The 22374-nt window shown below is 63.9% G+C and carries 16 protein-coding genes; 13 read left to right on the plus strand and 3 right to left on the minus strand.

What is annotated here, in order from left to right; genetic code table 11:
• The first annotated feature begins 6 nt into the window (after nt 1–6).
• The 8 genes from ABIA71_RS13755 (at nt 7) to ABIA71_RS13790 (ending at nt 12432) form a co-directional block, all read left to right on the plus strand.
• On the plus strand, nt 7–2739 hold the full coding sequence (locus ABIA71_RS13755; RefSeq protein ID WP_354285829.1) for a type VI secretion system Vgr family protein: 2733 nt from the start codon (nt 7–9) through the stop codon (nt 2737–2739).
• Nucleotides 2726–3637: a DUF4123 domain-containing protein gene (locus ABIA71_RS13760; RefSeq protein WP_354285831.1), complete on the plus strand. Its 912-nt coding sequence runs from the start codon at nt 2726–2728 to the stop codon at nt 3635–3637. The genes ABIA71_RS13755 and ABIA71_RS13760 overlap by 14 nt, the downstream gene beginning before the upstream one ends.
• On the plus strand, nt 3630–6890 hold the full coding sequence (locus ABIA71_RS13765; protein ID WP_354285833.1) for a toxin VasX: 3261 nt from the start codon (nt 3630–3632) through the stop codon (nt 6888–6890). Before ABIA71_RS13760 ends, ABIA71_RS13765 begins: the two co-directional genes overlap by 8 nt.
• A gap of 7 nt (nt 6891–6897) precedes the next feature.
• Entirely contained in the window at nt 6898–7959 is a 1062-nt protein-coding gene (locus ABIA71_RS13770) for a hypothetical protein (protein ID WP_354285834.1), read from the plus strand.
• Nucleotides 7960–8171: 212 nt separating this feature from the next.
• On the plus strand, nt 8172–9050 hold the full coding sequence (locus ABIA71_RS13775; protein ID WP_354285836.1) for a DUF6708 domain-containing protein: 879 nt from the start codon (nt 8172–8174) through the stop codon (nt 9048–9050).
• 137 nt (nt 9051–9187) lie between these two features.
• Nucleotides 9188–10027, plus strand: coding sequence for a DUF6708 domain-containing protein (locus ABIA71_RS13780; RefSeq protein ID WP_354285838.1), 840 nt, complete (start codon nt 9188–9190; stop codon nt 10025–10027).
• Between the two features lie 8 nt (nt 10028–10035).
• On the plus strand, nt 10036–10869 hold the full coding sequence (locus ABIA71_RS13785) for a hypothetical protein (protein ID WP_354285840.1): 834 nt from the start codon (nt 10036–10038) through the stop codon (nt 10867–10869).
• A 507-nt stretch (nt 10870–11376) separates the two neighbouring features.
• Nucleotides 11377–12432, plus strand: a complete 1056-nt coding sequence (locus ABIA71_RS13790; protein ID WP_354285842.1) for a DUF6708 domain-containing protein — start codon at nt 11377–11379, stop codon at nt 12430–12432.
• 74 nt (nt 12433–12506) lie between these two features.
• Here the strand turns inward: ABIA71_RS13790 and ABIA71_RS13795 are convergent, their stop codons facing one another.
• From ABIA71_RS13795 to ABIA71_RS13805, 3 genes are all read right to left on the minus strand, one after another.
• A complete protein-coding gene (locus ABIA71_RS13795) occupies nt 12507–12704 on the minus strand; it encodes a hypothetical protein (RefSeq protein WP_354285844.1) in 198 nt (65 codons plus the stop codon).
• A gap of 102 nt (nt 12705–12806) precedes the next feature.
• Entirely contained in the window at nt 12807–13817 is a 1011-nt protein-coding gene (locus ABIA71_RS13800) for a hypothetical protein (protein ID WP_354285846.1), read from the minus strand.
• A gap of 129 nt (nt 13818–13946) precedes the next feature.
• Nucleotides 13947–14714 carry a hypothetical protein gene (locus tag ABIA71_RS13805; protein ID WP_354285847.1) on the minus strand — a complete coding sequence of 256 codons (768 nt, stop codon included), beginning with the start codon at nt 14712–14714 and terminating at the stop codon, nt 13947–13949.
• A gap of 218 nt (nt 14715–14932) precedes the next feature.
• Here ABIA71_RS13805 and ABIA71_RS13810 point away from each other — a divergent pair, with 218 nt between their 5' ends.
• From ABIA71_RS13810 to tagF, 5 genes are all read left to right on the plus strand, one after another.
• Nucleotides 14933–15787: a M15 family metallopeptidase gene (locus tag ABIA71_RS13810; RefSeq protein WP_354285849.1), complete on the plus strand. Its 855-nt coding sequence runs from the start codon at nt 14933–14935 to the stop codon at nt 15785–15787.
• A gap of 105 nt (nt 15788–15892) precedes the next feature.
• A complete protein-coding gene (locus tag ABIA71_RS13815; protein WP_354285851.1) occupies nt 15893–16153 on the plus strand; it encodes a PAAR domain-containing protein in 261 nt (86 codons plus the stop codon).
• A 164-nt stretch (nt 16154–16317) separates the two neighbouring features.
• Nucleotides 16318–17637 (plus strand): hypothetical protein, encoded by a 1320-nt coding sequence (locus tag ABIA71_RS13820; RefSeq protein ID WP_354285853.1) that lies wholly within the window; start codon nt 16318–16320, stop codon nt 17635–17637.
• Between the two features lie 14 nt (nt 17638–17651).
• Entirely contained in the window at nt 17652–21392 is a 3741-nt protein-coding gene (tssM, locus tag ABIA71_RS13825; protein ID WP_354285855.1) for a type VI secretion system membrane subunit TssM, read from the plus strand.
• The gene (gene tagF / locus ABIA71_RS13830; protein WP_354285856.1) at nt 21389–22372 is read left to right on the plus strand and encodes a type VI secretion system-associated protein TagF; all 984 of its coding nucleotides are present in this window, start codon (nt 21389–21391) and stop codon (nt 22370–22372) included. The genes tssM and tagF overlap by 4 nt, the downstream gene beginning before the upstream one ends.
• The last annotated feature ends 2 nt before the right edge of the window (nt 22373–22374 follow it).

Here is a 22374-nt window from a genome sequence, read left to right on the forward strand (position 1 = left end):
AGCATTATGAAATCCACAAGCACGATACTGGCCGCACTTGCGGCACCGGGGCAGGCACAGCGCCTGCTGCAGCTGCGCACCTCGCTGGGGAGCGACGTGCTGGTGGCCGAGTCACTCAATGGCGTCGAGCAGATCGACGGCATCGGCTTCGTGTTCGATGTGATCGCATTGTCGGCGGATGCCAATCTTTCGCTGGAGGGCCTGCTGGGCCAGCCGGCGGTACTGCAGATGCAGGCCATCGGCAGCCCACGCCCGTTCCATGGCCGCATCACCGCCGCCGAACGCATCGGCAGCAATGGCGGTCTGGCGCGCTATCGCCTGCGTTTGCAGCCGTGGTTGGCGTTCCTCGGCCAGCGCGTGGACAGCTACGTGTTCCATGACGCCAGCGTGGTCGACATCGTCGAGAACATCTTCGCCGATTACAGCGGGCTGGTTCCTGCATGGCGCTGGGACCTCACCGACCGCAGCCTGTACGCGAAGCGCAGCCTGACCACGCAGTATCAGGAAACCGACCTGGCCTTCGTGCAGCGTCTGCTGGCCGAAGAGGGCATCTATTACTGGTTCGAGCATGCTGGCGACCCAGGCAGCGAGTCGTACGGTGCCCACACCTTGGTGCTGGCCGACAACCATCACGGTGCCAAGGACCTGGGTGCGGTGCGCTTCCACCGCGGCGATGTGACCGAGCGCGATGACAGCGTCCAGCAGTGGTCGACCGCGCGCCGCTGGCGTACCACTAAGGTGTCCCGGCACACCTGGGACCACCGCACGTTGGAGCTGCGGCAGGCCAGTGCCGAAGCGCAGATGACACAGAATTCCATGGGTGAGGACGCCGACACCTGCGGCCCGTACGGCTGGCAGGACAACGCCCGCGGCCAGCGCCGCGCGCAGCAGCACCTGGATGCGCTGCGTGTTCGCGCCCACACGATTGACGGGCAGGGCAAGTGGCGACAGGTGATGCCAGGCGCACAGTTCCAGCTGGGCCAGCACCCTGGCGTGGACGCCGGCACCAACTTCCTGTGCCTGTCGGTGCAGCACCAGGCGCGCAACAACTTCGAGGCCGATGTGTTCGATGCGCTGGAGCAGCAGCTTGGGCCGGCCGCGCAGGCGCCGCTCAGCCTGCCAGGCGCCTTGAGTGGCTTATCCGTTGCGAATGCATCGGCCGACCTCACCACCACCTTCTACGACAACCGCTTCGTTGCCATCCCGGCCGACGTGGTGTACCGCCCGCAGACCGAGGACGGCCACGGCACGCGTCTGCATCCGCGCCCGTCGATCACCGGTACGCTCAGCGCCATTGTGGTCAGCGACGGCGAGCCGCTGCAGTCCGATCGCGACCACCGCATCAAGGTGCAGTTCCCGTGGCAGCGCGGCGGCAGCTCCAGCACCGGCTTGGCCCATCCCGGCGGTGACGACAACGCCCCGGCCAATGGTGGAGCCTGGACCTGGGTGCGGGTGATGACCCCCTGGGCCGGCGACAACTGGGGCGGTGTGGTGCTGCCCCGTCGTGGCCAGGAAGTGCTGGTGGCCTTCCTCGAGGGCGACATCGACCGCCCGGTCGTGGTCGGCGCGGTCTACAACGGCCGCGGCCAGGCCGATGCCGCCCACAACCAGGTCGCCAGCGGCGGTGCCAACGCCACCGGCAATGCGCCGGCCTGGTTCGACGGCAATGAGCACGCTGCGGTCTACACCGGTTTCAAGAGCCAGGCGCTGGCCGACAGCCAAGGCGGGCAGGGCGGCTACCAGCAGATGCGCCTGGATGACACGCCCGGCCAAGGCCGCGCGCAGCTGTCCACCACCCAGCACGCCAGCACGCTGACCCTGGGCCACCTGAAGGGTGGCGAAGACAACGTGCGCGACACCGAACGCGGCTTCGGTGCGGAGCTGTCCACGCAGGCCTTCGGCTCGCTTCGCGCAGGGCAAGGGTTGCTGCTCAGCACCGAACCGGGCGAGCCGCAGCTGGCCGCCAATCAGGCACTGACCCAGCTGCAGGAAAGCGCGGAGCTTCTGCAATCGCTCAACGAATCGGCCGTGAACCAGCAGGCGCAACTGCCCGAGGAGCCGACCACGCTGCTGGCGCACGACGCGCTGGAACAGCTGCAGGAAAGCCTGCGTGCCACCCAGAGTGGCAGCGCGGCGGGCAGCATCAGTGGCGGCGACGGCGACGCCCCGGGCTGGGACAAGCCGGTGCTGATGGGCAGCGGCGTGGCCGGTGTGATGAGTTTGACGCCGGCAGACCAGGTCTGGGTCAGCGGCACGCACACCACGCTGGCTTCGGGCGTGGCGCTGAACTGGCTCAGCCAGGGCTCGATCACGATGGCGGTAGCTGGTGGGCTGGTCCTGTACACCGCCGGCGCCGAGCCGAAACCCGAAAGTCCGAACCAGGAACGCGGGATCGCGTTGCACGCTGCGCAGGGCAAGGTCAGTGCTCGCGCGCACAAGAACCAGGCGATCCTGGCAGCCAAGACCAACGTGAAGATCACCAGTACCCAGGCCGATGTGCAGCTCTCGGCGCCGAGCAAGCACCTTCTTGCGACGGCGGCCGGGGCCTACATCCGGATCGAAGGCGACAACATCGAGCTGGGCGCGCCCGGGAAGGTGGAGTTCAAGGGCACGCAGCGGGAGTGGACGGGGGCGAAGGCTATGACCTCCAACGCCACAGCGCAGGCGGGAAAGAACGATCGATGCAACGAGGCTAGTGTAGATGCGGCCAGCGCAGGAGCAGCATATGTTGCGCTATGACGCGCGATATGACGTCTTTGTGGAGCTGAGAGAGCGAATGCGCTCGTCAGTGAATGGCTGGCTTGTGCTGGTTGATCCTATGTCGCGTTGTGCAATGGGCTCGCTTGAAACGGCTGACAGGAAAAAGCACATCGTGGATCTGGTTCGCTTTGGCATCGACAGGGAGCTCTGCCCCTTCATTCTGGAGTTGGATGGTCCCAGTGATGTGTTGCTGGAAGAAACGGTGACTATCGCTTGGGAGAGGCGCGGTGACTGGCAGCAACCCCAACCAATATGTGGATGGATCTCCAGCGCACTGCCCGCCGCCGCAGTGGCGGGAGCGGTCCTGCGGCAAGCCGTTGCGGTCACGGGCGATGGAAAGCGCAGGCTTGAGCGATTCTATGACCCGCGAGTTGCGCGTCATGCGGGTTTCTCCGAAAGTGCCCGACACCCTTTCGAGGGCGCAGATGTATGGGTTCAACTCGGCTGGGACGGCGAGTTACAGGCAATGCCCTGTATGACCGGGGGATATGTGGCGCCGGCATCCCCAATGCAGTCCGACCCGCGTGCAGCCTGGTGTGTGGCCGTCAATGCGGCGATTTCTCAACTGCAGCGCATGGACGACCTCACGTTGGAGCGGGAGCGGCAATTACAGGCGGCGGTAGACTGCGCGATACATCTTGGCCTATGTGCCGACGAGGTCGCCGATGCCACAACGTTCCTGCTACACAAAGTGCTGGTGCATCCTCAAATTGAACGTCACCCGGTGATAGCCGAGTGGCTGCGAGAGGCAGTGGCCGGTGCTGGAGCCTATGCAGATCGCTGTGCGGAAGCTGATGCAGAATGGTGGCAGGGCATTGAGCATGGCGCCTGGTCAAGCAATACGAATGGATTCAACGTGGAGGCAAGACATGGCTGACGGCGCAAGTATCGCGACGGGTGTAAAGCGATCGGTACAGAACCCGGCGCCGTTTGGAGACTGCAAGCGCTGCGACAAGGCGGGCTTCCCCATCCTTCCGATGCGATTTGCATATACCGCCCGATCTGCCTCCGCAGAAGCGGGGTCGGCAAGCTTGTCCGGCCAAGACTACACTTTCCGCGCAGGCGTGCTGGCGATGCGCATGCTCAGCCAGGGCTTCCTGTACGTACTTGACGAACGCGGCGGGGGAACCTGGCGCGTCTTCCAGGTTTCCAATGAGGGTTCGCTGTCCGAGTTCACGGTGGCTAACAAGCCTGAACCGGTCGAACCACAATGCGGGCGCTCAGACCACGCCGTGCGTTCGGCGGCATTTTCAATCCCCGATCCGAAGAACGCCAAGCGGGTCTGGCTCGCTTACTTCAGCGTATGGCAGACCGAGCACCAGCTGCAGCTTTATGACGCGGCGCTTCTCGGCAAGGCCATGCCCGCCCGCTTCGAGGAAGATCCTCAGGTCGAGCTCAAGAATCTGAAAGGACGGTTCCAGGAGTTTTCAGTCCCGGACCTCATGACAGGAGTCAAGGCCGGCGCTGTAAGTCATCGGCAAGCCGATGCACTTGGGGCGGACCTCGGCGTGGTGCGGGATCATGCCCCCGAGTTTGGGGGCCGCCATAGCTTGTATGTGGACAGTGTGACCCCCGGTGTAGACCGGTCAGGCTTGGCCACGGCGGTGGCCCAGCGCATGGCAGGCATGCATGAAGGTGGCGGCGTAGCCGTCTACCTGCACGATCCTATCGGCATCGCATTGGAGATACGCCACCTCGCTACACTCAAACGGCTGAAGATCGAGGCAATCAACCAGAAGTTTCGACGAAAAATCGCCGTCAAGCGCCTGATCGAGCAAATCGGCGCATCGTGGAAGGCCGGTGGCGGTGACAAGGCGCAGGAATGGGCAGAGGACTACTTCGACAAGATTGATGCAAGCAAGATTGCGTCCTTCGATCGTGAGTACGCTGCAGAGATTGGACAACTTCCTTCGATCTTGAATGGCCTCTGCGACGATGGCGGCAATTTCCAGCAGGCGTGGGCGCTGAGGAACTGTCTTAAGCATGATTTCGACGTGGCCGACGCCGCCTCGACGATGGCGATGGTTTGCCAGGCGGCTACCGTGCTGGGCGGCGGTGGCCTGTGCGATATCGATCGCGGTCATGCGATCAAGGAGTTCGAGAAGCCGGTCGAGGACAACTTGTGGTACTGGGCCATCACGGGTGGTCAGAGAAGTCTCCTGACGGTCCTTGCCGAGGACAAGCAGGCCGATGTCCAGGGCATCATCAAGTCGAGCTATAGCGTGTTTGATGCCTGGGTCTTTGAGAACCAGGGTTTCATGTCGCAGCTTCATGCACAAATGACGGGTGCGGCTGCAGCGTCTGCGGGTGGGTCTGCTGACCGGGTTCGTATAGCGACCTTCCGAAGTGCATTGTTCATCGAGGAGGCGCTGAGGAATCTGATCACCGGCGCGCAGGGCCTGCTCACAGATGTAAAGCTGGCGGCATACAAGAACCTTCGCGTTTTTGCCGTTGCCGGGGCGTTGTGGTTCCGGACGGCCGTCCAGCCGGTTGTACAGGAAGTCACGGTCGCCGATTTCATTCGGGACAACAAAGAGAGCGCCTGGGGGCACTCATTGGAGTCGAGACTGCAGCGGTCGGTCGATGCAGAGGGGGGTAAGCGCTCTGCGATCAATCTTGCGGATGTAACCGATGAGCTGGGTGAAGCCGGTCGAAAAAAGATTCCGTTGCTCCGTATCCATTGGGGTGAGGTGATCGAGCTGGAGTCATTGACCGGCGAGCGTGCGCGCGTCGTCAGCCAGGAGGCGAATCGACGCATTCGGCGTGCCGCAGGCAAGACCGGCGCCGGCAAGGCAGGCGGAAGACGAGGCGGCAACTTTGCCAAGGCGCCGCTAGGCGCGGCCATGGACAAAGCCTACGAACAGCTGCGACGTCAGGCGCTTATTGAGCAGGCGGCCGATAAGGCAAAACGGGAGCTGGCGGCCGAAACTGCCCGGATCAATCGCGCGCGCGTTCAAGGCGCCAGTGTGCCGGCAGTAGCGAGCCCTGCCGCTTTGGCTGGCGCTCCGCATGCAACCAGCGGCGGCTGGAGCACCAAGACCATCGCGGTCCTGAAGAACGGCGCCGCAGCCGGCACGCTCGCGGTGTGGGCGATGGGGTTCCAGGCCGTCGCCCTTGCCGCTTCGCTGAAAGAATGCGAGGACAAGCCTTCCTCTGCGGCCTACGCCAAGATCAGCGCTTCATTGTTGGGGTTCGTCGGTGCAGGGCTTGAGGCGAGCGGCGCGATGATGGCACTCCGCGCATACCTCACCGCCCGGACAACCGGTACGCTTGTGCGGGCCGCCACCGCAACGGCCGGTGCAGGTGGGATACTTGGAGGGGCCGCTGGCATCATTGTCGGCGTGATGACGATCAGAGACGCGCGGGACCTGAAGGACGCCGGAGACCGCGACGCAGCGGATGCGATGCAGATCGCCGGCATTCTGCTCACCATCAGCGGCGCGGCCACTGCGGGCGGAGGCATGATGCTGTTGGGTATGTCGCTGTATGGCGGTCCGATCGTGTGGGCCATCGTCGCCGTCGGCGCTGCCATTGCCGGCCTCTACTTCTTGGTCGTTGCCGAAGAAAAACGCGACAATCCGCTTCAGGTCTGGCTTCGTTCGTGTTGCTTCGGCATCAAGCCGACGTATGCGACGGAGAAGGAAGAGGCTGATGTGCTGGAGAAGCTGTTTGTCATTCCCTTTGCAGTGACCGGGATCTGGCGGACGGGGGCATCTGTGTTGGGATACACCTTTGGCGGTACTGTCGATGTGCTTATTGACGCTCCCGATGTGATGGAAGGCAAGGGCTGGCTCGAACACAGAATCGAGCTCCAGATGACCGACGGCCGTGTTCTCACGGCAAGCTCGTCTCGGCTGCTCAGTGCGGATCTTCGCGCCGGGCTGGTCGATCCGCAGCGATTCTCCGAGGGGCTGGAGCACCAGAACAGGGGCTTGTCAGCACCGACGTCCGGGGGGGCAAACCTACGCCGGAGCGAGACCGGTGGAGTAATGTGGCGGATCATCTATGTCAACGATTCCCTGAAGAGCGTCAAGGTCACGGCGCGGCTGTGGCCGGACAAATCCAGCAATCCAGGTTTGGTCCTTCCGAGTGGTGAAGGTATCGTTCAATTGATCACCGCAGAGAGATGAAGGCGCAATGCGCGATAACGACATAACGCTCCAAGCCGGCCAGGACATCATGGATATGGCCTCGCCAGTGCAGGGTCCGGGTGGGGTGATGTATCCCCTTACCCATCACCGCGCAGAAGATGTGGATATCGACTTCGTGCTTGATGTCGACGAAAGCGAGCTTGTGGTGGCGCCTGACGTGACCCTGTTGTCGGGTGCCAAGGGCGGGCTGCTGTGGCTGGTCGGCATGATCGTGCTGGTGGATGTCGTGATCCTGGCCGGCCTCCCAGGCATGCTCGCCGACTGGGAGGACATGGTCGCCTCCACCGTTGTTACCCTGCTGTTTCTGTTGCTGAGCGCAGCCTTCTGCGTGGGCATGGTCCGTTCGGTCAGGCGGGGGAATCGGGTGGAGCCCGTGCTGTTCAACCGGGTAGCCCGCACGGTTACGCATTTCGGTAGCCAAGGTGTTCGCACCTACCCTTGGGAGCGGCTTCGGCCCTTCGTTCGGATCGTCCGCGTAGTGAATACGGTGGGCGGCGGCCAGACCTACCAGCTCGTGTTGGCCGATGTAGATCCGTCCACTGGCCGGGTTGGCGCAGAGTTCGTCGCGGGCAAAGGGGATCTGATCGGCGCCGGCGTGCTCCGCTATGGATTTTTCAAGACGTATATGGACCAACCACTTGAGCGCTTGCCGAGCTTCCGTCTCGTGTCGGCCAGGCCCGATTGGATGCAGCGCCTTGCATTGAGCATCTGGACCTTCCCAGGTCTCGCGCCGCGATGGCTTGGCGAGCGACCGTGGTCGCCGCTGGTAGCCCTGGGCAGTGTGCTCAACACTGCCTTGGCAATGCCGCTGCAGATACCGGAACTGCTGGCAGCCCGGATTTCACTGGGGCCCTACGGCGAGGGTGCTTTGGCGCCGTGGTTGAAGCGCTTCAACGCGCTGCCAACAGGCACCACGCTACGGCGTCTGGCACGTACGCATGCGGCTGTCGTCGCGCCTGCGCGCAGATGCATCCCGGTTGCGCTGGTCCTCGGGACGCTGTTCTGGGGCGGTGTATTGTGGTTGTTGGGCGCTGCCGCGCTGGGCTGAAAGATTCCCGAAAGCAGAGGCAGTGAAGCGATATCGCGAAAACGGAGTGCGTGATACTGGAATCGGACGAGCAAACCGCAGCACTCACGGTTGAGTTGAATCCACCCAACGGACAGGCTGTGGCCCTACTGCCCCCGGCTTGCGTGCAGAGCAGCCATCACACAAGTACAGGGGGCGGGGTGGTGCGTGTCTACCCGCACGGCTTGGCGTTCGTGGATCAGTTGGGCGCTATGCGTGGTTACCTGAGCTCTTTTGGCATTCTGGCGCTGCCGTTGATGATTGCGATGGTCGTGATGGGTGTCAGCGCAGGTTACTGGCTGCCGTTGATCATGGTCGTAATCATGCTGTGGCTGGCGCTGCTCTTCATCCAGGTGGACTGGGTGGGGTTTCGCTACGAGCCGGTGCTGCTCAATCGTGCCTTGGGGAAGGTGCACGTGTTCAAGGTCATGGGTCTGCCATGGTGGCAGTGGGGATGGAAGTTGTGGGGTAATACACGATACGAGATAGACACGTACGACTGGTCATGCGTCCGCGCGGAGGTCGTAGAGTTCACCATCTTCACCGGTCAGATTTCACGACGGGAGTCTGGCCTGGTGTTTGCGATCACCGATGTGCCGGGTGGGCGTGATGTGGTGCAGCGCTTTGGGGTGGGGCCCAGCTTCGGCTACGGCGATCTCCAATCCCCGGTTCGCCGTTGGGAGCATATTCGACGCTTCATGTGTCATGAGGGGCCTGCTTGGACGTTGATGGACAGCCTTTATGAGGACTGGGGCGTCGCGTTTTGGCCCTCGTTCTGGTTGCTTCAACCCCTGTTCGACGATCGCGCAGTGGCGTGGCGGCGAAAAGGGATCCTGGCCTGGATGGCTGGTGTAGGCATGTTGTTCTTCCTGCCGTTCACCGCCTACATGGGACTGGTACGCTATCTCAGCTACCGGCTGAAGCGGGAACCCGCGTGGAGCAGGGACATTCTTGCCAGTCTCGGTGGCCCTGCGCTGACCCATGAACAGTTGAACGATTTGGCCCTTGCAGATGCGAAGGTGAAGCCAGGCAAAGCGTCCAAGCGTCGGCCGCGCCGCCAAAAAAGCCATTGAGCGCTGGAGCGTGAGCGATGTACACCGGCTGGTTGAGGAAGTTCAAGGTAGACAGGCTGCTCGACCCGCGAGAGCGCTATGAGGCACTGCCGCGGAATCGCAGTGGGCGTAGCAATGAACACCACTGTGTTATCAGCATGAATTCCACCTACATGGACGTCGTTGATCGTCGATACCGCCTGCGCGGCATGGTGGCAACAACGGTGGGGACACTGGTGTGCACCATGATGGCGTTGTTCGGCATATGGCTGCTGGCGACGTGGGTTCCGAACGCTCGACCGGACGGGCGGATCGACGGGTGGCTCGTCGCGATCATACTGACGCTGTTCATTGGCCAGTTTCCCGTCATGTGGCGTTACACGTTTGGGCGTGATTTCTTCACCTATAAGTACTATCCGATTCGTTTCAATCGGCGCACCCGGATGGTGCACGCCTACACCGACGCCGGCCCATCCGGCGTCATCAGCGTTCCGTGGGAGCAGGCGTACTTCCATCTGGGGCATGGTGAGGGCGAGACGTTCCTGCGGGATATTCGCTGCCACGTCATGGACGGGGAGATGGTCCGGAACACGTTCGCCGTCGGCCACTATTTCGATGATACCGCCACGATTCGCGAGGTATGGGAGTTCATCCGCCGCTACATGGATGAAGGCCCGGAGCACGTGGTCGACGCGCCTGCGTCGGCGCAGCTGCATCTGTCCGTGGCGGACACCTGGAAGAACTGCTACCTCACGGTGATCATCAGCCTGGGTGAGGGGTTGCTTCCCTATCGCGCGGTGCTGATGCCGCTGTTGGTGCCGTTGGCAGCTTGCCGCTGGTTGGTGTTGAAGAGCAGCAAAGCGCCGCAATGGCCGGCGTACGTGGTGGCAGAATCCAGCGTCGACGTGGCCGATCCGCACCAGTTGCCAGAGCCGGCGTATGTCGGACAGTTCCATGAGTTCACGGCATCTGATGGCTGTGCACGCCTAGAGAGGTAAGGGGCGATATGAAGAAGGCAGTGCGTGATCTCGTCCTCGGGATGAAAGAGCTTCCTGAGAAGGGAGGGTATTGGGGGCTTCTACTCAACAAGAAGGGGGTGCCCGCAGATTTGGAGCCGGCTTCGGCAAACGCATTGCAGTCTGTAAATGATAGATACATTCTGTTTACTCCAAGTCTGCAGGCGTCGAACAGAGGCTTTGGCTTTGTCTTTGGCTCTGCAATTGGATTTGCCTTTCTCAGCATGCTTGGCTCCATATTAATCATGAATGGGCTGTACGATGATTCAGGCTTTGTGATTGAGCGACTGTATGCGTTGCTCATCATTGCCCTTCTGGGGTCTGGGTTCTTCGGCTGGGCGTATGTTTCGCTTCGCAGCACGGTGGCGCCGCCTGTCGTACTGAGTAAGAGGTCGCGCCGATTCTGTTACTGGAGGAACAGTAAAGAAGGGTGGATTTCCCTGCCCTATGATGATGTTCAGCCGGTAAGCCTGATTGCCAGGATGTACAGCACGGCAGGTGGTTCGACAGCATACGTGTTGGCGATTGTCGACCTCGTGCCGGGTAGCCGCCGTATTCGCTGGTACCTGCCGCTTTCACAGCCGCAGCGTAGTATCGAGACGCCGGAACGCATTTGGGAGTTCATCCGTTGCTACATGGACCGCACGCCAGAGGAGCTTCCGCCCGTTGAGGCGCTGCCTGCAATAGACGATCCGAAGGCGGATCTGGCGCGCATGGACCGCTTTCTCTTTGGCAGTTTGGTTGATGAGAACCATCGTGTGGTCCCCGGAATATTCTCGAAGCTCTATGTTGGCTTTGTCGGGGGGCACCATGTATTGGTTTGAGCGCGCTGGACTATGGATATCCCGGACGGCGCCTCGGCCTCAGTGGCCCGAAGAGATTGCGGAAGAAATGGCGCTGCCGGTTGATTCCAGCGCCTACAGGTTCGTGCACCAACACCCGCACAACGCCTGGCCAACGAAAACGCGCTGCCGCACATGCGACGGCGTTGGATGGTGCTCGGTGGCATCTCCACGATATTTGTCCTAGCGATGTTTGCAGTTCTAGGTATTCCGCCGTGGTTCTAGGGTTCTGACGATGTCTGCTCGAGGGCAGCATGGCTCGCGCGAGCGCGTAGACTGGGCTTTACGCAGCCAGCCCCGATGGCGCCCGGTTGATGCCGGTCTTGACGGGCAACGCGCCATCCAGTGTGAGGATAGCGGGCACTCACGAAAGTTCCGGGGTAATTGTGGGTGGCGGTCGCTGACTCTCCTCCCGAGTGTGCGGCGAGAGAACCGCTGTGCATCGCGCTGCGCAGAGAGAGGGGCGGCAAGGGGACTTGAGGGATTGAAATGGACTACGCGGGTATCGATGCAAGAAACCTCAGGTTCCCGGTCAACCGCCCGTTGACCGAAGCAGAGAGGAATGAGCAGTTGGATCCGACCCGATCCACGGGTGTCGCACCTCGGATCGGGTTGTCCCTTGTCAAATTCAACTCGACCTACATTGAGCTCGTGGACCGCTGGTACCCGGTCAAGGGATTCAATGTCTGGCTGTCTGTCATGGGGGCGCTGGCGTTCGCGCCAACGTCGCTCTATCTGCTCATCAACCTGATCATCCTGGGTGAACCCTTCCGGGAGGATGAGCGCTGGATACTGTGGAGCTTCTGGATTGCTATCGTGCCGCTGTCGATCTTCATCATTGCTGGCATCGTGTGGCTGTTCAGAAGCGAGTGCTTCCGATGGACGCACTATCCCATGCGGGTGGACAGGCGCAGTCGCCAGATCCACTTCTTCCGGCACGATGGGACGGTTGCGACTGGAGCTTGGGATCGTCTGTTTTTCTTCATGGGAGAATCCACAACGCCTCCGATTGGAAGAACCAATGACCTGCGGGTTCACTTTCTGTCTGATGACGGAGGGACGGTGATCGAGACGTTCTCGCTTGGCTACGAGTACATGGGTGAGCGGCAGGACTTGCTTGGTCTGTGGGAGTACATTCGTCAGTACATGTACGGAACCGAAAGCGATGTCGCGAGACTTTGCGAACTGGTGCCGTTGTGCATGCCTGTTCACGATAGAAAGGAAGGGTTTGTATTCGGTGTGGCGCGAACGTTCGCCAACTTCATTCATTGGCCTTGGGTGCACCTTCTCGCTTCGCTTCCCTTCGGCTTTATCGCTATAGGCCGATGGCTGGCCATGGCAACCAGCCAGGTACCCCGCTGGCCGGCGGAGATCGAGGCAGCCAGTATGGTTGGCGACCAGGATCGTTATCGCCGCGACTGGCGGGACAACCTTCCTTTGGGCTTCATGGAAAAGACCTGGCCATTGATCTGCACCGCAGTCGGCTTGCTGACTGCCATCGGGATTCTGTATGTCATCGAGCAGGCGCTCGCACTGCGCGGGTAATGCCTTCGTACGGCAACACGTCGTCGGCCGCCAGGCCTCGGGCTGGCGGCTCCAGCGTGGCCGTCTCCAGGGAATCAGCGGAGCCCGACCAACAGGAAACCAGACAGCGCGAAGAGCATGGCGAGCAGGACGGGGCTGATGGCCAGCAGTCGCTTCAGCGGTGATTGCCAGCCGGCGAATCGGCCCAGATAGCGGTAAACCGCTTGCACAAAGCCACAGCAGATCGCCATGACCAGCGCGAAGTACACGATGTAAGTCCAGGTCCAGTTCACTCGATGCATCCAGCTTCAGAGGGCGGCTAGAGTAAGCCGGACCGGTGCGAGCGTCGAGTGGTCATGCAGGCCAAATGCGGGTGTTCCAGCCGCGTGGCCGCCTCAGCCAAACACCGCGTGCAGCATTTGCCGTGCCACCACTGACCATGCGGCAACGCTGATCAGCGTGCACGCCCCGCAGACAATGGCAACGATGAGGGCGGCTTTTCGCCTGCCGCGCAGCTCGCCCGCCGACGCTGGCGTAATGGCGTACGGCGACGCCCCGCTGGCGTGGCCAGTCGACGCCCCCGCAAGCGACGCCGGCAGCGGCACCCGGGGCCTGAAGCGTGCGTACACCATCCGGAATACCTGGTCTGGCCAGAACGCGACCCAGACCAGTACCGCCAGGAGATGCTCCCCACTCCAGAAGGGCTGCCAGTTGTGATCCCGCAAACCTTGGATGAACCCATGTGCGTCGCCACCCTCGGACAAGGGGCCAAATTCCAGCAGCGCTGACGTCCATGATCGCGGATTCACCACCGTCTGCATGGGGAGCGCTGCGGGCGCCTCATCCATGTAGCGGCGGATCAGCTCCCAGCTCTGCTGGCATGCCTCACGCCCCGGCATGGGTGCCTCGACAACGAAGCGCGCGCGCCAGGTCTGCGGGTCGTTCTTGAGGTACTCCACCAGTTCCAGCGCCACAAAGGGGCGTGAGCCCAGTTGTGGCGGACCGAAGCCAATTCGCACGTTCGGACGGACGTTGTCCCAATCAAGAACGAACGCCGTCTTGTTGGTGTAGTGGAAGATCTTGCGCTGCTTCTTGAGGAAGTAGACGTCGCTGTGCTTGCTTCCAAAGCTGATGCGCCAGGCGAAGTAGGCGCCCGTAGCGCCACCGACGGCCAACAATGCAGCCAGCGATACACTGAGTGCGCGCATGCCGAAACTGTCCATCGGGTCGCTCAGCACCGAGACACCTGCGCCGATGCCCCCCAGCGAGATGATCACGCCCGCAATGGCGAAGAAGGGCATGATCGATTCGATGACCGCTGCTGCGCCATCGTCGGACCACACCATCATTTCCTCGTCCAGGCGGATGATGTCCCGCATGCTGCCGGGCTCGGAGTTGCTGCGCAACGGCAGCTCTCCTTCATGGATTTCTGGTGGAGGCGGTGTACTCACGGGTTGGGCCTCATTCCGCGCGCCGTCCTGGGCACGCGCCGCCAATAGCAGGATCAGGCGCTCCAGCTACCGCCGCAGCGCACCTCACATCGCCGGGCAGGCCGGGTCCTTGCCCGCGGCCGCGGCGCAGATCTTCTTGCGGCAGTTCAGGCCGGCCGTCGTCGTGGCGCTGCCGCAGCTGCGCAGCTTGGCTTGAATGTTGGACTTGGTGGACGCGGTGGCGTTGCGGCCACTGATGTTGTCGAACACGTTGTCGGCATCGGCGGCCTGCTTGCGTTCGTCAGCCTGGATCTGTGCGATCAGCGCGTCCATCGAATCCGGGGCGGCCTTGGCCTTCGGCTTGGGCTTGGCTTTTTCGTCTTCCTTGATGATGCCCATCAGCGTCCCAAGCAGGTTCTCGTCACCCTTGGCCTTGTCACGCGCGGTGCGCGCAGCCGCGGTGCCGGCGGCCGGTTTGCGTGCGGCCGCTGCCGTTGCAGCGGCAGGCGCAGTCGCAACCGCTGCAGTGGCGGCCGCAGCGTGCGCACCCGGTGCGGGTTCTGCCGCAGCGCCGATACCTTCCAGGGGATCTGCCGCAGGCGCCGTGCCGTTGGCATCCACAGGTGCATCGACAATGGTGGCGCCGCCCGGCGTGGACGCTGCCTCCGGGGTCGACGTCGGATGGACGCTGGCTTCGGGTGGCAACGAGTAGCCCATCGGCTCTTCGCCGCTGCCGGCAGACAGGCGCCATGCCGCAAACGCGCCCAGCACCACGACCGCCATTGCCAGCAGTGCCAGCCATAGCCATCGACGGGAACGGATGCCTGGCGATGCGGCGGCGCGTGCAGCGCCGGCGACCGGGCGTCCTTCCATGTCTGCCAGGATGCGGCCCGTTGCCGGTGCCGCGTTCTTCGTCTGCGCTCCCCCTGAGAGCAGACTTGGTCGATTTATTCCGCCATTATTCAAGTGCATCCAGCCCTTGTTGGGTCGGCATCTGCCGAAAGCGAACCGCCCCATTCTAGTGACTGGGGCAGGACCGTCAACAACGAACAATACATGGAGGATCGGTGGTCGTCATTATCGGGGGAGCGGTGCTGCTGGTGCTGGTCACGGCCGCAGTCGGTTGGGTGCTGATGTTTCCGGAGTCTTTCGAGCGCATCCAGGCCGCGCTGGGACGCGTGTTCGGGCGGGTGGGGAATGCTGCCGGTCGTGCCGGGCGGCGGGTCTCGCAGCGCACCGATCGCCTGCAGGGCGGCGTGCGTGAAGAGCTGGGTGCGGCGCAGGGCGCGCTGCGCCGGCATTGGATGGTGCTGGCCGCGGCCGGCTTCCTGTTGCTGGTGCCGCCGGCGGTGATCCTGCTGACGCGGCAGAACGTGGTGCTCGATGAGTTTCGGGGCGATGACCTGTCCGAATCCGGCTCGATGGTCGCCCAGCTTCTCCGCGGTGAGCGCCTGACCCCGCCCGCGCCGCCGCCGCCGGAAGTCTTCACGACCGAAGAAATCCGCAGGACGCGCCCCGAAATTGTGACGGCCGACAGAAAATGGGGTCAGATTGACCCGGATCTGCAGCAGCGTGTGCTAGCCATCTATGAAGTAATGCGCCGACAATATGGCTATGAGATGGTGCTGGTGGAAGGCTACCGCAGCCCGGAACGCCAGGCCGAGCTGATGAGTGGCGGCAAGGCTACGCGCGCCGGTGCCTGGCAGAGCTGCCATCAGTACGGGCTGGGCGTGGACAGTGCGCCGATCCGTGACGGCAAGCTGCAATGGGACATGGGCGACCCATGGACCCGGCGCGGTTACTTCCTGTACGGCGAACTGGCCGAGCAGGCGGGGCTGGAGTGGGGCGGCAACTGGCGCAGCATCAAGGACTACGTGCACGTGGAGATGTCGCAGCAGTGCCGTGCGGCGCGTGCGGCGAAGAAAGCTGAATTGGCGAAAGGGTGATACTTTCATCAGTCAGCTGATATCGTTGGCAGACGATCCGGATCAGCCCCGGGTAGCGGGGGCGATGGAGTCGCCGGATGCGGAAGCAATCAAGGAGCATGATTGATGTCACGACCATTCGTAGTTGTCGGGGATAAATTGAGTCACGGCGGTAGCGTGGTCACTGGATCGGGACAGACCGATATCGGTGGCAAGCCGGTGGCCCGCATCGGCGACAAGGCCGTATGCGTGGCGCATGGGCCGACCACGATCGTCAGTGGCGATTCCACCGTGGTGGTCGACGGCAACCCGGTGGCGCGTGATGGGGACCGCACCGCATGCGGCGCCACCTTGATCGCGTCACAGGGCACGACCGGCATCGGTTGACGGGCAGCGCAGGTTTGAATCAGCAGGATGGCTTGATGACTCAGGGAGCAGGACGCTAGATGTCCGGGATACTTGGGAAGGCGTTCTCGGTAATCGCGGTTTTCGCGGTGGCATGGGGTGGCGCAATCTTCTATTGGCGCAGCACTGGCACGGTTCCGTCGGGCATGGAGATGCTCGCCTACCTGGGCCTGGTGCCCGTGGGCGTGAGCGGTGCCGGCTTCATGCTGCGCAACGCCGGGCGCAGCATGCTGGACAAGGCTGTCGATGCTGCGAGCAGCCCCGGCGACGCGAGTGCGGCCGGTGCGCAGGCCGAGGCGATCGCGACGCGGGCGGTGCCGTCGGTGGCCGTGCTGGGTGCAGACATGCGCCTGGGCATGATGCTCGAGGCCGATGCGTTGCTGGACATGGCCGCCGCGCCGCCGCGCCCGTCGCTGGATGCGCGCTTCCATGACCGCGACGGCCTGCCGTTGCTGATCAGCGCGGACAAGGACCTGGACGACACCGCGGTGCTGCAGGTGCAGATGCCGGGCTTCACCACCCGCGATGGCGAACGCCGCGCGATGACCCTGCTGGAACCGGTGGCCGATACCTTGATGGGCCAGGCGCTGCTGGCGCTGCCCGAACTGGAAGTGGCCGAGGAGCGGGTGATTGCCGGCCTGCGCCGCCGCGACGAGCAGGTGGTGGGGCAGGTGCTGACCATTGAATTGCTAGTGCCGGCCGACTGGTCGGCATCGCTGCGCACCTACTGCGCCGACTGGCTGCATGCACGGGCGGTCTACAACGGGCTCGACCCGCGCCGGTTCTCCATCAACGTGGCCGTTGCCAGCCAGTCGGCAGATGTCTGGTCGCGGCTGCAGCGGGTCACCGATGCGCTGGCCCAGGGTGAGCCGCGCTGGTACCTGTTGCTGTCGTGCAGTTCGGCGGTGGACCCGGGCACGATTGCCGCATGGCTGGACAGCAACCGCATCCTGCACCGGCGCAACAAGGACGGGCAGATTCCTGGCGAAGGCGCCGCCGGCCTGCTGCTGGCCTCGTCGACCCTGTCCACCACGCCGACCCCGCACCTGTGGCGCCCGCACCGCATGGAACTGGCCGAAGGCCTCAGCAACGCCGAGTCGCGGCGCCAGGCCGAGGCGCTGGGCCGTGCGATGCTGGCCGATGCCGCACTGGCGCCAGAGCGCGTGGGCTTTGCCCTGCACGATGCGGATCAACGCAGCCAGGTGGCCGTGGAGGCCTGCGCCGCCGCGGTGGCCGCCAATCCCGATCTTGAACTCGACCAGCAGACGCTGGCCGTGCCGGTGTGTGCCGGCGAGCTGGGCCCGGTCCTGCCGCTGGCGCTGCTGACCCTGGCCCATGCGCATGCCGCACGCGGACAGAGCGCCGCACTGGTGCTGGCGGTTGGCGCCCCGGCCCAGCGCGTGGCCGCGATCATCGATATTCCCGTTTTGAACGACCCGTCGACCGACACTGTGTCGGCGGCATAACCCTGGACGCCTAGATGATGTTGAGTAATTTCAGGTACTTCCTCGGCGATTACCGCCTGTGGATGGTGATTGGCTTGATCGGTGCCGGTTCGTTGGCGTACTTCGGCGCCGCCGAAGCCCGCCAGATCGGCATCTGGGTGGCCATCGCACTGGCGGCGCTGCTGTTGCTGGCGCTGGTGGTGTGGGTGATCAAGCGCATCCTGGCCCGGCGTGCGGCCAAGCGCGTGGAGGCGATGGTGCAGACGCAGGCGGACCAGGCCGTCGCTGCTGCGCCCTCGGCCCAGCGTGCCGATACGGAGGCGCTGCGCACGCGGATGATGGAGGCGGTCAAGCAGATCAAGACCTCGCGCCTGGGCGTGCTCAAGGGCAAAGCGGCCCTGTATGAGCTGCCGTGGTACGTAATCATCGGCAACCCGGCCGCCGGCAAGAGCACCGCGATCCTGAACTCGGGGCTGCAGTTCCCGTTCGAGGACAATCGCAGCAATGTCATCCAGGGCATTGGCGGTACCCGCAACTGCGACTGGTACTTCACCACCACCGGCATCGTGCTGGATACCGCCGGCCGGTATTCGGTCAGCGTGGAAGACCGCATGGAGTGGCTCACCTTCCTGGGCCTGCTCAAGAAGAACCGGCCGCGCGCGCCCATCAATGGCGTGATCATCGCGGTGAGTATCGCCGAGCTGTCCGGCAGCAAGCCCGAGTTCGCCATCGAGCTGGCCAAGAACCTGCGCCAGCGCGTGCAGGAAATCACCGAGCGGCTGGAAGTGTTCGCGCCGGTGTACGTGCTGTTCACCAAGGCCGATCTGATCGCCGGGTTCAGCGAGTTCTTCCGCAGCCTGGATCCGTCCGAGCGCGAGAATGTGTGGGGCGCGACGCTGCCCTTCGACGTCCACGCGCAGGGCGATGCGCTGACTGCCTTCGATACGCACTTCGACCAGCTGGCCGAAGGCATCAAGGAAATGAGCCTGTCGCACATGGCCATGCAGCGCGGGCGTGACGTGTCGCCGGGTCTGCTGACCCTGCCGCTGGAGTTCGTGGGCATCAAGCCGGCGCTGCGCACCTTCATCGCCACGCTGTTCGAAGACAACCCGTTCCAGTTCAAGCCGGTGTTCCGCGGCTTCTACTTCAGCAGTGCGTTGCAGGAAGGCCACTCGGTGCACCACGCCTCCGATCGCGTGGGTCGCCAGTTCTCGCTGTCCTCGCGCGGGCACAACAGTGATGAAGCGCCGACCGGGCAGACCGCGTTCTTCCTGAAGGACCTGTTCCGCAAGGTCATCTTCTCCGACCGCGAGCTGGTCCGGCAGTACTCCAGCCCGCATCAGAACCGCCTGCGCTACGGCGTGTTCCTCGGCGCGGTGGGTGTGCTGGCGCTGGCGCTGGGTCTGTGGACCTGGTCCTACACCACCAACGTGCAGCTGGTGAACAACGCGACCAAGGACCTGGAGCAGGCCGTCCGCGTGCAGAAGGACCGCGTGGACCTCAAGTCGCGCATCGATGCGTTGCTGCTGCTGCAGGACCGCATGGAGCAGCTGGACCGGTACAAGAAGGAGGGGGGCATCACCACCAGCCTGGGCCTGTACCAGGGCGACAACATCCGCGCCAAGCTGATGAAGGAGTATTACCACGGGATGCAGCAGGTGATGCTGGATCCGACCGTGGCCAGCCTGGAAGGCTATCTGGGCCAGGTGGTGAACGAGCGCGAGAAGCTGGGGCAGGGTGGCCCGGTGGCTGCCGAAAGCGACGTGCTGTACCAGAATGCCTCGCCCACCAACACCAATGACGCCTACAACGCGCTCAAGACCTACCTGATGCTGGGCAACCGCAAGCAGGTGGAGGGCGCGCACCTGTCGCAGCAGCTCACCCTGTTCTGGCGCAACTGGCTGGACGCCAACCGCGGCCAGATGACGCGTGAGGAGATGGTGCGTGCGGCCGAGAAGCTCATGAACTTCTACGTGGCCCAGTCCGCCGACCCGGCGTGGCCGCAGGTGCAGAACAAGGTGACCCTGGTCAGCGACAGCCGCCAGGCGCTGACCCGCGTGATGAAGGGCCAGCCGGCCATGCAGCGTGTGTTCGCGCAGATCAAGGCACGTGCTGCGGCACGCTTCCCGACGGTCACGGTGGATGCGTTGATCGGCAATGAGCGTAACGGCAGCCTGATCACCGGCAGCTACGCCATTTCCGGCGCGTTCTCGCGCAAGGCGTGGGAAGACTACGTCAAGGATGCGGTGAAGGAAGCGGCCAGCACCCAGCTGAGCACCACCGACTGGGTGCTGGGTACCACCGAGCAGAGCGATCTGTCGCTGGCCGGCAGTCCCGAGCACATCGCGCGTGAGCTGGTGACCCTGTACAAGCAGGAGTACGCCGCCGAGTGGACCAAGTTCCTGCAGGGCCTGAGCGTGGCCCAGTTCGACAGCTTCGATGAAGCCGCCGCGCGCATGAATGCCCTGGGCGATGCCAACAACTCGCCGCTGCGCACCCTGCTGGAGAAGATCAACGAGCAGACCATCTGGGACAACCCGGCCGCCGAGGCGCGCTCGAAGAAGGCCAAGGGCGGGTTCGTGGCCTGGTTCCAGAAGACCATCCTGCGCAAGGACCCCGAAGCGGTGGCCCAGCAGCAGCCGGTGGGCCCGATCGGCAAGGCCTTCGAAGGCATCGCCAAGCTGACCACCAAGCGGGGCGACCAGCCGGCGGTGATCGACGCCTACTTCGAGACCCTGGCCAAGCTGCGTGCACGCCTGAACGCCATCAAGGGCCAGGGCGACCTGGGCGTGGGCACCCGCAAGTTGATGCAGGACACCTTCAGCAATGAAGGCTCCGAGCTGAGCACCGCGGTGGCACTGGTGGACGAGCAGGTGTTGACCGGGCTGGATGCCGGCCAGCGCGAGGCGCTGCGTCCGCTGCTGCTGCGTCCGCTTACCCAGACCTTCATGGCGCTGGTGGAGCCGACCGAGGAAGAGGTCAACAAGAGCTGGACGGCCCAGGTGTACACGCCGTTCGCCGAGCGCATCGGCAAGCAGTTCCCGTTCAACCTCAACTCCGACGTGGATGCCGCCCCGAGCGACATCGCCGCGATCTTCGGCGCCAGCGGCAGCATCGCCGCGTTCAACAAGGACCAGCTGGGCACGCTGGTGCTGCAGCGGGGCAACCTGCTGGAAGCACGGCGCTGGGCGGGGATGGGCATCAACCTGTCGGCCGATCTGGTCGCCAACTACGGCAACTGGGTCAGTGGCAGTGCGGCCGGTGCGGCCGCGCAGGACACCACCATCTTCGAGATCCTGCCGGCGCCGGCGACCGGCGCGCTGGAGTACACGATCGAAATCGATGGTCAGACCCTGCGCTACCGCAACACCCCGCCGCAGTGGACCACCATGCAGTACCCGAACGTGGGCCAGGTGCCGGGCGTGAAGATCACGGCCGTGGCGTCGGATGGTCGTACGGTGGAGGTGTTCAACGCGCCGGGTAGCAACGGCTTCACCCGCCTGATGCGGGAAGGGTCGTTCGAGCGCCTGGAAGGCGGCAGCAGCCGCGTGACCTGGAAGGCCGACAACGTGGAAGTCACCGTGGAGATGCGCGTGGTTCGCCGTGCGGGTGAGTCCTCCGGCGGCGGCGATTGGCAGCGCGGCGCACAGTTGCCGGCCCGCGTGGCCGGTGGTGCCGCGCCGGCCACCGCCGCACCGGCAGCCCCGGGCACGGCACCTGCCGCGGCGCCCGCGGCCGCGCCGGCCGCGACCCAGCAGAGCGGAGGTTCGCGATGAGTCGTGTGGTCAGTGCGGGCGTGTCCTACTTCGGCAAGGTGCCCTCGCGCGGCGATTTCGTCCGCGCCGCCGACAATCACCAGCTGCTCGGTTGGCTGGACCGGTGGGCGGGCGAGAGCGTGGAACTGCTGAGCCAGAATCCGGACTGGAAGCGCGTCTACGACGACTCCCCGGACATCCACTACGCGTTCCTCGGCTCGCGCAGCAAGCTGGTGTTGTGCGGGCACTTCCTGCCAAGTCGCGATGCCTCGCAGCGGCGCTTCCCGTTGTTGTCGGCGGTGCGCCTGGAGGCCACCGAACCGCTGCCGTTCATCGGTCGCAGCCCGTTGGCGATGTCCAACGCCTGGTCAGGCCTGTCACGGATGGCGCGCCAGGCCTTCAACGACGAAGACGCAGGCAATGCGCTGAATGAACTGGCCGATGCGCGCTTCAGCATCAGCACCGATCCCAGTGCCTACAACGCCACCTTCCGTGACTTCCTGGAAGGCCAGACCATCGGTTCGATGGAGCGCCTGCTCCGCGACGCCGGCCATCCGGACATCTCGCTGAAGAACGCGCTGCTGGCGCTGGGGCTGCTGCTGCAGCCGGTGCTGGGCGGCGGTGATGTGAACGTCGACCGCGCCCTGGTGTTCCCGCTGGTCCGCGATCCGCTGTACCGGCCCCTGGTGGCTGCGTTCTGGCTGGACATCGTGGCCTGCTTCGTGGCCCGCGGCGACTTCGAACTGGCGGTGCTGATCCGCAACGATGCCGCGCCGTCGATGCTGGTGGGCTTCAACGGTGCCGACCGCCATGCGCTGCGCGCGGTGCTCGACCCGGCCGAAGCCGGCGACTTCCTGATCCGCCTGCAGGAGGCCCAGTGGGTCGAGGAATACCTGCACAGCGACTACAACCTCAACCGCCTTGCCAGCTACCTCGATCGTGACGATCTGGCATTGAGCACGGCGCGCAGCCTGTTCGGCGAGACTTTCCTGGGAACCTGACC

It is taken from the genome of Stenotrophomonas sp. 2619 (assembly GCF_040548725.1).
Taxonomy (GTDB): Bacteria; Pseudomonadota; Gammaproteobacteria; order Xanthomonadales; family Xanthomonadaceae; genus Stenotrophomonas; species Stenotrophomonas maltophilia_AP.